Source organism: Trueperella sp. LYQ143 (genome assembly GCF_046599595.1).
Lineage (GTDB): Bacteria > Actinomycetota > Actinomycetes > Actinomycetales > Actinomycetaceae > Trueperella.
The window spans coordinates 43,652-57,596 of sequence record NZ_JBKIWR010000012.1 but is presented as its reverse complement, the minus strand read 5'-3'; the positions used below and the strand labels follow the sequence as shown (position 1 = coordinate 57,596).

General features: G+C 52.2%; 14 protein-coding genes. 2 read left to right on the top strand and 12 right to left on the bottom strand.

Annotated elements, in window-relative coordinates; all coding sequences use genetic code 11:
* Positions 1 to 48 precede the first annotated feature (48 nt).
* Together ACLHIL_RS05565 and ACLHIL_RS05560 are read left to right on the top strand one after the other, a co-directional pair.
* On the top strand, positions 49 to 1,776 hold the full coding sequence (locus ACLHIL_RS05565) for a sensor histidine kinase (RefSeq protein ID WP_411296963.1): 1,728 nt from the start codon (positions 49 to 51) through the stop codon (positions 1,774 to 1,776).
* Between the two features lie 67 nt (positions 1,777 to 1,843).
* Positions 1,844 to 2,626 (top strand): response regulator, encoded by a 783-nt coding sequence (locus ACLHIL_RS05560; protein ID WP_411296962.1) that lies wholly within the window; start codon positions 1,844 to 1,846, stop codon positions 2,624 to 2,626.
* A 323-nt stretch (positions 2,627 to 2,949) separates the two neighbouring features.
* Here ACLHIL_RS05560 and ACLHIL_RS05555 read toward each other — a convergent pair whose 3' ends face one another.
* From ACLHIL_RS05555 to ACLHIL_RS05500, 12 genes are all read right to left on the bottom strand, one after another.
* Positions 2,950 to 4,224, bottom strand: a complete 1,275-nt coding sequence (locus ACLHIL_RS05555; protein WP_411296961.1) for an MFS transporter — start codon at positions 4,222 to 4,224, stop codon at positions 2,950 to 2,952.
* Positions 4,225 to 4,813: 589 nt separating this feature from the next.
* Positions 4,814 to 5,902 carry an ABC transporter permease gene (locus tag ACLHIL_RS05550; RefSeq protein ID WP_411297005.1) on the bottom strand — a complete coding sequence of 363 codons (1,089 nt, stop codon included), beginning with the start codon at positions 5,900 to 5,902 and terminating at the stop codon, positions 4,814 to 4,816.
* Positions 5,902 to 6,594, bottom strand: a complete 693-nt coding sequence (locus ACLHIL_RS05545; RefSeq protein WP_411296960.1) for an ABC transporter ATP-binding protein — start codon at positions 6,592 to 6,594, stop codon at positions 5,902 to 5,904. The genes ACLHIL_RS05550 and ACLHIL_RS05545 overlap by 1 nt, the downstream gene beginning before the upstream one ends.
* Positions 6,595 to 7,650, bottom strand: a complete 1,056-nt coding sequence (locus ACLHIL_RS05540) for a peptidoglycan-binding domain-containing protein (protein WP_411296959.1) — start codon at positions 7,648 to 7,650, stop codon at positions 6,595 to 6,597.
* Positions 7,643 to 8,413, bottom strand: a complete 771-nt coding sequence (locus tag ACLHIL_RS05535) for a hypothetical protein (RefSeq protein ID WP_411296958.1) — start codon at positions 8,411 to 8,413, stop codon at positions 7,643 to 7,645. The genes ACLHIL_RS05540 and ACLHIL_RS05535 overlap by 8 nt, the downstream gene beginning before the upstream one ends.
* Positions 8,414 to 8,420: 7 nt before the next feature.
* The gene (locus ACLHIL_RS05530; RefSeq protein ID WP_411296957.1) at positions 8,421 to 8,765 is read right to left on the bottom strand and encodes a hypothetical protein; all 345 of its coding nucleotides are present in this window, start codon (positions 8,763 to 8,765) and stop codon (positions 8,421 to 8,423) included.
* Between the two features lie 534 nt (positions 8,766 to 9,299).
* On the bottom strand, positions 9,300 to 10,382 hold the full coding sequence (locus ACLHIL_RS05525; protein WP_411296956.1) for an ABC transporter permease: 1,083 nt from the start codon (positions 10,380 to 10,382) through the stop codon (positions 9,300 to 9,302).
* Positions 10,379 to 11,065, bottom strand: a complete 687-nt coding sequence (locus ACLHIL_RS05520; protein ID WP_411296955.1) for an ABC transporter ATP-binding protein — start codon at positions 11,063 to 11,065, stop codon at positions 10,379 to 10,381. Before ACLHIL_RS05520 ends, ACLHIL_RS05525 begins: the two co-directional genes overlap by 4 nt.
* A 229-nt stretch (positions 11,066 to 11,294) precedes the next feature.
* A complete protein-coding gene (locus ACLHIL_RS05515; RefSeq protein WP_411296954.1) occupies positions 11,295 to 12,347 on the bottom strand; it encodes a peptidoglycan-binding protein in 1,053 nt (350 codons plus the stop codon).
* A 2-nt stretch (positions 12,348 to 12,349) separates the two neighbouring features.
* Positions 12,350 to 12,787, bottom strand: a complete 438-nt coding sequence (locus tag ACLHIL_RS05510; protein ID WP_411296953.1) for a hypothetical protein — start codon at positions 12,785 to 12,787, stop codon at positions 12,350 to 12,352.
* Complete coding sequence (locus ACLHIL_RS05505; protein WP_411296952.1) at positions 12,777 to 13,115, bottom strand: hypothetical protein; 339 nt, start codon at positions 13,113 to 13,115, stop codon at positions 12,777 to 12,779. The genes ACLHIL_RS05510 and ACLHIL_RS05505 overlap by 11 nt, the downstream gene beginning before the upstream one ends.
* 135 nt (positions 13,116 to 13,250) lie before the next feature.
* Positions 13,251 to 13,838 (bottom strand): DUF1349 domain-containing protein, encoded by a 588-nt coding sequence (locus ACLHIL_RS05500; RefSeq protein ID WP_411296951.1) that lies wholly within the window; start codon positions 13,836 to 13,838, stop codon positions 13,251 to 13,253.
* Positions 13,839 to 13,945: the final 107 nt, after the last annotated feature.

Here is a 13,945-nt window from a genome sequence, read left to right as displayed (position 1 = left end):
CAGGTGCGAGCTATAGCCGCCTCCCCCCATCACCGAGGAGAACGATACGTGAAGAGATACCGGGATTACGCCCAAGCAGGTTTTCTTCGCTTCGCCATGCTTCTCGTCGGGGTCACGCTCCTCGTCGCTATTTTCGTCATTGGTGCAATCCTCGCCTGGACCACCCACGAAGTCCTCTCCCGTAGCGCCCGCCAAACATGCCATTTTCTCGATACCGCCACTGACCAAATCGAATCCGATCTGACTCGACTCTCCAACGAACCAGCTCTACACCAGCTCGCCACCGCCTCTACCGAGCTCAGCCGTCAGCACATCTACCAGCTCATCTACCCCATCATCAAAACCTGGCCCGAAGGATCAACATTGACGATCCTCGACGCGCAAGGAGGGGAACTGCTCAGCACTCTCTACGAACCAAATCGCCAACTTCTCCGCGAAACCCAACAAGAAAACCAGATCGCACGTACCGCAATCGCCCATCCAGGGAAAATAGCTACTGGGCAACTGCAAAGCAAACTTTTTTCTCCGCACCAAACTATCGGCGTTTTGGCATACACCGCCGCCACCGGCGATCCCGTCTTAATGGCCACCATCGGGGAAGTCGGCGTACATAACGTCGTCGCTGAGCAAGGCGTAGATACCGTTGTGATAACCGATGAGTTCAACACCATCATCTGGGGTTCGCCCACCTGGGAATCCCTCAGCCAACACTCCGACGAGGACGCCGCCATCGCCAAACTCCAAATGCACCCTACCCGCTGGGGCGCGGTTGACGTCGGCGGCCATTCATATTTCCGCGAACATGCCAGCGGTCCCCGGGGCATGCAATGCTACGCCATGACCTCTACCGCATTATTCGTCGCCATCGGCGGATATGCCCTCACCGCCATGATCCTGCTAGCAATCGCAGCCCTCGCATTGACCCTCATCGTCGCCAAACGCCAGGCAGATCGCCTATATTCCGTCGTTGATGACGTGGTTCAAGGAATCAACCAATGGTCTGCACAAGGCCCCGGATACCGGCTACCACCAGGGCAATTCACAGAATTCAACGATCTATATGCCGCATTTAATCAGAGTTTTTCCCACATTGAAGAGCTACTGGAACGCAACCGGCAACTCGTCCAATCCGAGCAGACCTTGCGCGTCAAGGTTTTAACCAACCAGTTCAACCCCCATTTCGTCTTTAATATCCTGCATATTTTGGCGTTCCAGATCGCAGAAAACACTGAGTCTGCCATCCAAATGACCCAAGAATTTGCTCGATTCTTGCGCTATTGCATCCATGAATCCGACGCGGAAGTACCACTGTGCGAGGACGCCGAACTGATGGAAACCTATCTGCGATTACAGCAGATGCGCTGGGGAAACCGGCTCAAATACAGCATTGAGATTCCAGCGGATATTGCCGATGCGCGCGTACCACGTCTTCTCTTACAACCCATCATTGAGAACGCGTTACTGCACGGAGGTAACCGCACCAAAGAACTAACCATCCGTATTCAGGCTCGCGCCGTCAATGAGGTCTTACAAATCGAGGTATACGATGACGGCGATGGCATGAGCCAAGAGAAAATTGCCGAGATCCGCCACGCCCTCACTCAGCCTGATGTGGACGGCAATCACCTGGGCTTGGTGTACGTCCACCGAATGATCTCACTGCTATACGGTTGCGAAAATGATACGCCTGATGGCACACCCGATCTGGGTTTGACGATTGATTCTGCCGTCGGTTGCGGGACGCGCGTGCGGCTGAACTTACCGTTATTGGTTTAGTACCTGTAGCGAATATGGCAGTTTAAGGATGTTTCATAGTGAGCGCATATCGGGAGAGAGGAAATAAATGCTGAAGGTTGTGCTGATTGACGACGAGAGCCTGATCGTGCGCAGTTTACGTTTTTCTATCGACTGGGCGGCACATGATTGCCACGTCGTCGGGGAAGCCTCCGATGGCGCTGAAGGCATTGAGCTGATTACCCACGTAAAGCCCGATATCGTCATCACCGATATTAAAATGCCGGTCATGACGGGGCTGGAGATGCTTCAAAACGTTAAGGATCGCACCTCTTTTGCCACTGTTATTTTGAGTGGGTATGACGAGTTCTCTTTAGTTCAGCAAGCCTTACGGCTAGGCGTTTTCGACTATATTTTGAAGCCGGTTAATCCCGACGAGCTCGCTGCCTGTATTGATACTCTGCGCGAACACATTATGGCAGTTCGCAGTAGGGATACCGACCATATCGCACACCAAGCCCTCAATTTTCACGCGCTGCCTCACACAGCCGCTGACGGTCATTGGTCGAAAACTATTGGGCAGATCCTGGATTTTATTCACCAACATTTTGCTCAGCGCATTTTGCTTCGCGACGTGGCAGCACATGTGGGGATGTCGGTGAATTATATGAATGAGCAGTTCAAAGCCGAGGTGGGCACGACGCTGGCTGACTACGTCAATCGGTACCGCATACAACAAGCGGTCTATTTGCTGACCTCAACAGATATGAAGGTCTATCAGGTGGCCCAAGCAGTAGGAATTTCTGACTACAAATATTTCACGCGGGTTTTCAAGCGCTACGTCGGCCACTCCCCTAACACTATTAGCCGGAACTCTTACCTGGGATCGTAAGGCATAACCTATCATCGCGGGTCGCGCTACGTGGCATAAGATTAAACGCGCACTACGCACCATTTTTGGCATGTTCCTCCAGCACATGCCTGTAACCGTTGCTCTCTCAGCATTTGCACAGTATCCGCGTTAACTACCTACTCAAAGCGATGACGAATAGCCCATACATCTTCTTACTCAGATAACAGCCCATGTGAGTATCGATTAGCCGCTATCACGTGCCTATATCGACTAGCCGATGTAGCTATCAGATGTCAGCTATCAACTACCATCTGGCGTATATCAGCTAAATTTCCTCTCGCATTGGAAACCCAGCGCCTCCTTTATCGTGCAGAACTATTCCCCGATAAGGCTTCGCAATGCTCTCGAATACTGCTCGCATGTTCGTCCCACTTTTCTGGAAGCGGGATTGACCGCACTGCTCTCATACCTACCGCGAGCGCAAGTGCGATAACAAAAACAAAACTATTAATTAGAATCGTCCATTCGCGCCCACAGCCCGCCAGAAGGAATCCCGCAGCGAGCGGAGCCAGCGGCGCAATAGCTAAAGCCACGAAGCTCACAGCCGATCCGACTCGACCTTGGAACTCAGAGGGCACAGACGCCATCAAAATTCCCTCAACCGAACCGTTAATACAGGGCAGTGCAATGCAGGCCACCGCAATGCATCCAACTACCCAAAATACATTCGAGCTAACCGCAAGTAGTGCCATGCCGATTGCTTCAACAATGAAACCCAATACAATTAGCTTCCCCGTCGGTACTCGATGCAATAGGAAACCTGCTAGCGGCGCACCCACCAGCGCTCCGACGCTGATCGCCGTAAAGATAGCGCCAATAAGTGCCGGCGGAGTGTGGCGTTGCTGCAGATCGAGAATGACGGCGAGGAAGATTGCCCCTCCCGCAAAATTCAACAGAGCCGCAATGATCGTCAGGCTGCGCAAAAATGGCTCTTTGACCACGATATGCAAACCAGCGGTCAACATTTTAATGTGGTTATTGTCGATCCGAGGAGCCGTACCTTCCGAACGTTTAATAAATTTCGTAGTGAACACTCGAATTAACGCGCTGAAGGAATACACGGCCGACGGCAAAGCGTGGGACAGGGCGAAGAGCGCGCCACCGATCGGACCGCCAATAATCGAGACGGCAGCGCTCCGCCCCTCGTTTAAGGACATCGCCGTCGGGAACTGCTCAGTCGATACGATGTTTTTCAAGAGGGCATTATTCGCTACGCCCACCACTGTTCCAATAACCGCCGCGATAAATCCGAGGACGACCAGCCAGATCAAATTAGCTTTCTCGGTGTAGATCAGGGCAGCCAAGATGAAAGCGATGATCGCGTCAAGCGCTCCAAGCACCATGATGGTTTTGCGGCGATCGTAGTAATCAGCGACGACCCCGCTGGGGATCATCGCTATCAAACAGCCGATTGAGACGGCCATCGAGATAACGCCAGCCGTTTTGGTTGACTGGGTGACGGCAAATGCCACGAGCGGGACGGCCGTCTGTTCAATGGATGAGCCTAAACTAAAAACGGTTCCGCCGGTAAACCATAGATAGTAATCTTTGGGCATCTTGTTCTTCAATATTCCCATGACGTCTCTCTCCCCCCCCCCCCCGAACTATGCACTTCTTTTTCGCATGTGCGACTTCGCTGCACGGCAGCATTCTCCGTCAGCAGTTATTATTCTGTTGTTCCTACTCCTATGTGCTAGGAAGCGCTTAGGATTATCCTGACTGTAATATATAAGTGCCCGACGTTGCCGGATCTCCCTGGCATAAAGAGCACTCACTCCTCAGGTGTATTCCACAAAACTCGGCGACGCATATCGCAGTTCACCTATATAACACCTATATAAAAAGCCCTATCACGCTCCCTGCAGTAGCGGCATACGAATGTATCTGGACTGTCTCAAATTTTGATCTAGACGTCGCGCCTAGATCGCGCTTATCGGATATAGCAGGCAGCCCTGCGAATATAAGTTGGCATCTTCATCGTCATCACAACACATCCTGCGGCAGAGCCATGCCTGCACTGTTCACGTCAGTACATATCATCTGCCCAGTGACGTTCTCCGCATAGGGCGAAAACCACGCCGCCTAAAGCCGCGCCTTAAAGCACAGCTTTTAAAGTAGAACTTCACGACACGACCGCCCCAAAACACAGCCGCGCTATTACACCTGCTAGGGCGTGCGCAGCACAGTGACCGGATCCTGATTAGCGGCCCACAACGCCCCAGGGATTGCCGCGATCATCATAATGATGAGAGTAAGAATTGCCGTTCCTGCCACAAAACTTATCGGCGCCGGATACGCCATGACCGACGTAGCCACCAGCCCCACAACAGATCCAATCAGCGCACCAATAAGCGCCGGAAGTACCGTGCGCCCAACGGTATATCCCACAATCACAGAGCGCGTAGCCCCCAGAGCCATGCGCCGCCCCAAATCACCGCGCCGCGAGAGCGCGTCCGTGAATACCACCAGCGCACAAATCACTCCCCCAATCCCAAGAACGCCATACAGTATTGCCGTTGAGTAATTGGCCAAATCCCCAGTAACCGCATGCGCCAGCTCACCGAGCGAGGTCGGCGATTGAATTCGCACCGCCTGAGCAGTGTGCGCAGCAATAATCTGGGAGCTATAGGTCATCGTAGGGTCAATATCAGCGAAATTTCGTGTTATTACCTGGATGATCTGCGGAGCCTCTCCACCACCAACAACGAGCACCGACGAGAGATTATCCAGCTTAACAACCGGCTCATAACGCCCGACGATGGCCACTTCTCGCCCCGTCGCCGTAAAAGTCACCGACCCATAGGGCGCGATCATTCCCAACGCCCGCTGTGCGTCAATATCAACAATCCCCTCTCCATCTGCAGGCCAACGCCCCTCAACTAAACGCACCGCATCCGGCAAATTTCCGGTTACTACCCGAGCCGCTACCGCGTTACTCCCAGCACCAATATGGCTATTGACGACGTCGCGGGCAACTGAGAAACCGTAGGCGTCCTCAACCGTCGATAAACTCTCGATCGCCGAGAAAACTGGATCATTGAGGTACCCAATATTGTTGCTATCAACAATTGAAAATGAGCGAGTACCGGCCTCATCAAGACGCGCAAGGAGCTGCGCATCGGCCGCCGCCGACCGCCCTACCGTCAAGATTGCCGACAGGCAAATAATCATGGCAATACCGGCAATCATTGCCGAGGATAGAATCAATGCTCGCGTTGAAACAAGGATTTCTCGAAGTAGCTCACGCCCTCTCATCACTCAGCCCCCACTTCCCTGCGGGTAGTCGAATCAGGAGTGGAAGCGTCAAGGTGATCTAATTCAAGAATAAGATCTGCATGATCGACAACGAAGGGATCATGCGTAACGACGATAACCGTGCGCCCGCTACGCGCCTGCTGGGAAAACACATCCAGCACGATTGACGCATTGGCACGGTCAAGATTTCCGGTCGGTTCATCGGCAAGGATGACAGCAGGATCATTCACCAACGCCCGCGCTAATGCCACACGTTGAGCTTGACCACCCGAAATCTCATTGGCTTTATGGTCGATTCGATAAGAAACCTGAGTAAGTTCCAAAAGAGCTTGTGCTCGCGCGACAGCGACAGAGCGTTTCCACCCAGCATAGAGGGCTGGCTCAATGACGCAATCACGGATTGTGCGCGTTGGATCCAGCGCCGCATCTTGGAACACAAATCCGAAAGTCTGTGCGCGTGCCCTAGCGCGATCGGCATGCGAAAGAGCGGAGAGTTCAACGTCATCCACATATACCCCGCCTTTTGTTGGGCGCAACATTAGCCCAAGAATATACAGCAAGGTAGATTTCCCACAGCCCGATGCCCCGGTAACAGCCGTAACTTTGCCCTCTTCAAATGTGTGAGTCAGCCCGTCGTACAGTTTCTCGTCAGACTTCGGGTAAGAAAATGATAAATCGCGAACACTGAGCATTTATCTGCTCACTACTTCAACACCGAGTGTTACTTTCTCTCCGACGGCAACGCCCTCAACAACAACCAGACCCTGACCAGAGCCACGGATCGTCACTTGGCGTTCTTCACCGTCACTCATCAGCACCTTTGTACTGCCATCAGATAATGTAACAACTGCTGCGGCTGGGATCACCACTCCTTCCACCGACTTTTCTGGATGTACTGCCCCTAACATCGTCACTTCCGGGAGCGTCGGCAAAACATCGCAGCGATCCGCACAGACGCTCCCACCATCAGAGCTGGAAAGATAGGCAACTACGCCCTCCCCTGAGGTATTCGGCTCAACGCGGGATACCACCGCATTAAATGACGCATCACCATAGTTGAACACAACTTCAGCCCCTACAGGCACAAACTCAACCTGTTGTTTATTGGCACTAATAATAAAATCCCGTTGCGCCGACGGGGCAGAGATGACCGTAGCGCCAGTAGTTATCAGGGTGGCCATACGTAGATCCGGTGAAAAACTGATGTGCGTAGGGAGCGTCGAGAAAGCCACTAAAGATCCCAGCGGTGCAACTCCTGTCGCTTCCCCACCACGGGATAACTGCAGTTGTTTCAGGGCATGGGTTGTGCCCGCCCCAAAGACTCCATCAGCGCCTGCAAGCAGCCCACAGTCAACAAGCATCTGCTGCAAAGCATGTACGTCATCCCCTCGGGCGCCTTCACTGAGATCACGATAAAACGGAAGCTGTGAACGCACCGCGATGACAGGAGTTTGCGCTACCCGATATAACAGGCTGCCTTGCGCAACATCAGGAGAACCAATCGCAGTGATCACGCCTTCGAGAGTGTTAACCGCAACGGGAGCCATTGGCAGGCGAGCGGTGATACCAAAACTATATTCACGCCCAACATGCCCTTGGCGGGCCTCAGCATACGTTGGAGGCGCTACCTCAGGATCAGTGGATCGCGACCCAAAGGTGGCGCTTCCCGCCCACCATCCCGCGCCGAAAACCACTCCGAGCGCTAGGAGAGCACCGAGTATGCGCAGAAAAAGCGCCGATTTACTCATCCCATAACCCCGGCGGATAGGCATGGCATGAAACAGATTCATCCTCGGTAGCCCATTTCGCGCTCTCCTGTGGAGATAGCCCCACTAGATCAGTCGCCAATTCATATTGACGCTCCGCAAAATAGCGATCAACAAAAGTTTGACGCGAGGGGAAATTGTGTACTCGATACCCTAATTTTTCTAAGCATGGAATAACATAATTGATCTGATGATCGTAAAGCCGATTCATATCCGCTTCATCCATGGGTGCCGGAGTCGGAACAAAATTTTTAGCAGTACAGATATAGTCAGCCACGTTGTATGCCGCAATTTGCCCAGCCGGAATCTCTGGCGAGCTGACTCCACTATCAGAAATTGTGAATCCCGGAAATCCGGAATCCGCCATACATTGAACGTATCCAGATTTGTTTTGTTCAGGATCTTTAACTACAACAACATCAACCTGGGGGCGTTCTGGAATGGGTGTTCCCTCTGGAATATCAGAAAGAGCTTGTTCCCACATCAGGTCCAGAGTCTCCTGAGTAGTTATCGTCGGGAAAGAGCGCTGACCATCCTCTCCGACAATCACATCAGGTGCGTTCGTATAGGTTTTATTTCCATTCGAAGCGGTAGCCGTACCCTGCTGCACACTCACTGCTGGACTATCGACAATGGTAGGCGTGGCAGCCGGACTCTCATCCGACCCGCCACACCCTGAAAGCAGAACTCCCACCGCAGCAATACCTACTAAGAGTTGCTTTCTCGCCAATGAAAACCGCACCATTAGCTCATTAGCCAATCGTCTGGCAGCTTGCCGAATACTCGGTAAAGGATTCATGCGTACTTGTTTTAAGGGTTACTGTTGCCCGGTAATATCCCGATCCAGACGTATGGCGAATCACCATTGTTCTAGAATCCTCAACCTGCTTTGCTCCAGATGAAGCGACATAGGTATGAACATGTCTCGCCGGATTTGGCACAGCAGAAACCGCAGTAACAATCGCATTTGTCGAGCAGACTTTCGTAATAGTAGCAGTTGCCGCGTGGGCCGGAGCAGCAGAGCACATAAAGGCGGCAGCTACCATCATCCCCGAACAAAGAACTGATAGGAGTTTCTTCATGATGTGCCCTTTCACCACAAAACACCTCGTTGTGTTTTGAGTCACAGTATCATACCAACACCCCTTTTACAATGCTTTTACTGATATTCCAATTTAGCCGCAGATCAACAGACGTTTTCAAATACCCACGGTCCGAGTTTAGATAGCGCACTCAACACCAGCTTCTGTGGGCTAATAAAGAGAAATCCCGCCCACAGCATAAATAATTCCGTAAATGTCAGCTATCAAACCGCTAATGATGATCCATCATAATGCCGGATCGCCGCTCTCATCCGCTAAATCCTTCCCCTCCAGTCCACGGGGCACATTCTTTTTTTCTCCCCTCCCCCCGAAAAGAAATAGACCTCTTTACAAAAATAGAACCAAGGAAGAGTTACTTTGCGTGGATCCATAGTTCTACCAAATATTCAAAGGACAGCGGAAACGTCAGGCAGATAAAAGAAAAATAGCGAAAACCACGCTGCCTAAAGCCGCGCCTTAAAGCACAACTTTTAAAGTAGAACTTCACGACACGACCCACCCCAAAACACAGCCGCGCTATTACACCTGCTAGGGCGTGCGCAGCACAGCAACTGGGTCGCGCGACGCCGACCACGCCGCAGGTAACGCCGAAACAATCCCCGTCAACCCAATACAGAGAACAAAATTCGAAACAATAAGTGGGACATCAAGCCACACCCCACGATTGAGAAAATACACGACGATACCGCCCGAGGCGATAAAAGCCCCAAGCGCTGCTGGCGTTATCGTGCGAACTATCGTCAGCAGGGTCAAATCACCCCGACTTATTCCCAACGCTCGACGCCGCCCCAGATCGCGACGATGCAAGAGCACATCAGCTAAAACCGTTGCCGCTATGAGCAACCCGCCCAAAGCAAAAGCAATGAGAATAGTACTTCGGTTATACCGCGCCACATCAACGGTCACAGCATCCGCCGCCGCACGTATCCCCGACGGAGACTCCACCATAACTGATTCTCGCGCGGGCGAACCAAGTATGCCGAGCACGTCCTGCTGAAAACTCGAAGCCTGCCGAGTAGATTTCACTAAACCGATTAATCCAGTTACCGGCTCACCTCCAGCACCGGCAATTCCACCGGAATCGAAAATATCAAAGCCTGGTTTCGCTTTGAAAAATCCGACAACAGCGTACTCCCGATCCTCCGCACCTGTGATATAGCCACTCGGCTGACTAATCCGCTGGAGATGCGTGGCTGATTCGGAAAGAATTACCTCCCCGGCATGAGGTAACCGCCCCGCCGTCAGCGTGGCAACCGCCTCCGGTTTAGTTACCTCCCATATCGGAACTGGCGTCGCTCCCTCAAGGAGGCCATTTCGCATATCTATCGGAGCGCTCATCCCAACCACGACCTCCGTCGAAGAAAGGTGCGACACCGCCTCCAACGTCAATGGATTAATAAAACCAGCATTAGCAATATCTCGAACGGTGAGCACGCGAGCCGCAGGCCGCTCTATTTTCTCGGTAAGTTCCTGTTCGGCAGCAGTAGCACGCCCAATAGTCACCAAGGTTAACATCGAAAGAAGAGCAGCAATGATCACCATAAGCCCAGACGTCACCGGCGTAGAACGAGCCGTCTGCATTCCCAAAACAACAATCCGAGATAACTTCATAGCGCAAGCACCTCGTCGGCGTTCTCCACAACAAAAGGATCATGGGTGGCAATAACAACCGTGGTTCCCAAACGAGCAATCTCCGTCAAGGCTCGCAAAAGAGCGGCCGCGTTCTCCCGATCCAGATTTCCCGTCGGTTCGTCAGCCAGAATAATCTGTGGCTCACAGATTAAGGCGCGGCATACCGCCACTCGTTGCGCTTGACCACCCGAGATCTGCCCAGGGTGACGCTCAGCAAGTTCGCCAAGCCCGAACTGTTCTAAGAGTTCGCGAGCGCGAGTAAGCAAATGTTCCAAGGGACGCCCCTCATACATCCCCGGTTCAATAATCGAACGCAGGATCGGCACAGCCGGATCAAGTTCCGCACTTTGAAAAATAAAACCAATATCGCGTGCGCGTATGTGGGAAGCGGCAGAATCTTTAAGCCGCCCTATATCAACGCCGCCTTGAATTATCCGCCCAGAGTTAGCCCGCAATAGTAAGCCGAGAATATAGAGCAGAGTTGATTTTCCTCGACCGGAAGCTCCTGTTAGTGCCGTAATAGCGCCAAGCGTGAACGTGTGCGTCAGCCCATGAAACAGCTCAGGAAGATGCGGCTTATAAGAAAAATACAGATCCTCAACACCCCAGATGACCGGCTCATTATGCGATCGTCTCAGCGCTTCGCCACTCGGTTCGCTCACGGGCGTAGTAACAGATATAGGTCGCGAATCAGCAGGCGCCCTACATACCGGATCGGCATACAGCTCTTGAGCCAACTCAAGTGGAGGATCCGCCAGCTCAAGAGCTGATTTATTAATTTGCTCGGCGCATGGGGCATTAGGCAACGTATCGCACGAGGTCGTATGCGGCTCATCATTCAGATGTGTGTGCGAGCTTTTATTTCGGTTTCTGCGCAGCCAACTAACTAGCTCATTGCTTAGCTTTACCATCAATGAGCACCTCGTCGCCGTCGTTCACTCCCGTTATAAGGGCTACTCCGTCTTGACTTCCCAGGAGTTTGACGGGAACCTTCTCATCCGCACTACCTGCCCGACGCATAACGTAGACGTTTCCGCCGTTTTCTAGTTGCAGCGCAGAAATGGGAACAGTTAAGCCACTCTGTTGCGGAACGATGGTGACCAATCCGGTGAGGTTGACTGCTGCCGACGCAGGTAGCCTCCCGCAATCCTGAGCGCATATCGAAGTGCCCTCCGCAGGGGTGACGGGTGCGGTAATCTGACCATCCTCACCCGTCGTTGCTTGACCGATAATTCCGTGCCAGGTGAGATCCTGATAGCTGATCGCTATGGGGACGTCTGCTCCGATCATTGTTAACTGATGCGCAGTTAACACCACTTTGAACTGTGGTTCTCCCTGCCGCATCTTAAACATCGGTTCACCGCCGCCCAGCGATGCGCCTAAAATATGCGCTGTCGGATCAAAGGTCAACGCCGCCGGCAATGCTGGGATCGCGATAACCTCACCGAGCATAATAGAGCCAGTTACCGGATGCCCACGGTTTTCTTGCCATTGACGCACTGCGCTTTGCGTGCGCGCACCGAACTCCGATCCCTCGTCAGGCGAAAATCCAAGTTCGCGAAGAGCCACATTTAGTTGCGCAACATCCTCGCCAGAAATTCCTCGCGCAAGATCCCGATAAAACGGAACTGTTCCTGGCAGAGCAAGAACCTCCTGCCCATCAACTTTATAAAGGACGTCTCCCGTCTTAAACTCACCACTTGCTGCTAAAAACGTCAACGTTCCGGCGAGCCGATTGATCCCAAAATCTCGGATTTCCTGTTGAGCCATCACGGTAATATGTGCTTCTTTACCGAGAGCACCCTTAGCCACTTTGGCATAAGTCGGTTCGGCGTTACTGCCATCGTTCGTCATTCCGGCTCGCGAGACAACACTTCCCGCCCAAAAAGCACAGAGCAACGCACACACTATAAGCAGTGTGAGCTGGACCCGTTTCGCTTTCATGCTCATTCACCGTATAAGGCACTAGCTGGCGGGGAGGATGGGCAGGCCTTATACAGTGCCGTTAATTTAGCGTCATCAAATTCGTGTTGGCTCTCCGTAGACCACGTTGACCCAGGGGTCACCGGATGCCACGGAGTCCCTGAATCGCCATGCAAGGAAGCTAACCAGGCTTGTTTACTTGGAATCTCACCAGAGAAAACGACACCTTGGGCTTCAGCGCACGGAACAAAGAACGTCGTGTAATAGTCGTAGATTACAGATTCCTGATCCGCTCCTGTCGGATATAACACTTCTTTCGGGGTGTATTGGGCTAAACACGTCCACATCTGTGTTGAAAGATCCGGCGGTTGATGCGTATATGCGAAACCATGGCCATCTGGGGATAGCCGCACATCATAACCAGCCTCTTTAATGCACTGCGCAACAGGTTCACGTCTCACCAAGTTCCAGGTAACGGACGAGAGGCGGCGGCTCAATCTGCGCCCCATTACCAGCATTAATCGTCGCCCGATTGCGTTCTAACCATTCCAGGCGAGCCTTTGCTAAAGCTTGATCATCAAGCACAACAGGGGCGACCCGCGTCGCCGGTTTCCAAGAATTGTAATCAAAATCCTGCGATGCCGGCGTATTGACCGCTTGGGTAGATTCCTGTTTATGCGTTGTATCGTCGCCCGACGAGGGATTGCTATTATCTGTACATCCTGAGGCGAGAAGACCGAAAAGGGCAAGCCCCACAGCGAGGCGCGGATAGCGTGCATGTAGCGTCATCACAAACCTCTTCCCTATCCCCCTATCTCTTCCCCATCGAAGAGATGCCCTGCAGGATTCATCCCATAATAAACAATGATTGATCCGATGTCATGGCTTTTATATGTTTATACATCTTTGTCCGGTGACTGACCATCATGCCGCTAGCCATTGACATTCCATCACATCCATATCCGTAAAGACGGCACGGAATGAAGAATCCTCTGGGCTACACGCATACACACCAAAGCGAATCTCATCCTGAGCCGCATGGAGATGGCATACGCGCATCTGCTGAAATACGACGCCATCCGCCGAACATTCGATACAGAAATCGTCCTCCCGACGGCTCAAGCGATACCACATAGCTTTAACATCAGCAGGGATCTCCGTCGTCGCCCAATCCGAGTAGCCATTATTAGTTACGACGCTACCTAAATGTTGAAAATGCTGGTTTTCATATTCAATAGAACCTTTAAGCCAGTTCTCGCTATCAAGATAAAGCACGACGCCACACTGATCGAAACGATGGCAGCTATCAGAGAACTCTGCCCTCACAACAAAGGAAAAGAATTTCTCACGGGTAGACATCTGCAACACTGGGGCATTGTCATTGCGAAAATGGTAGTAGGTGCGCTGCCATAAGTCAGTATGCGGTTCGGTAACGATCTCTATTTTATCCTGGGAAATGACGTAATTTTTCGGCTCTCGCGTCCACTGTAAATTACTGACCTCAAACACCATGTGCCCTCCGCTATCCCTTAACGCGAATTCCTTTTCTTCCTACTTTCTTATTACTAGCCCTGCACAATATCAACAAGCCATGAAATAAAGATTGCAAGGCAGCGTTC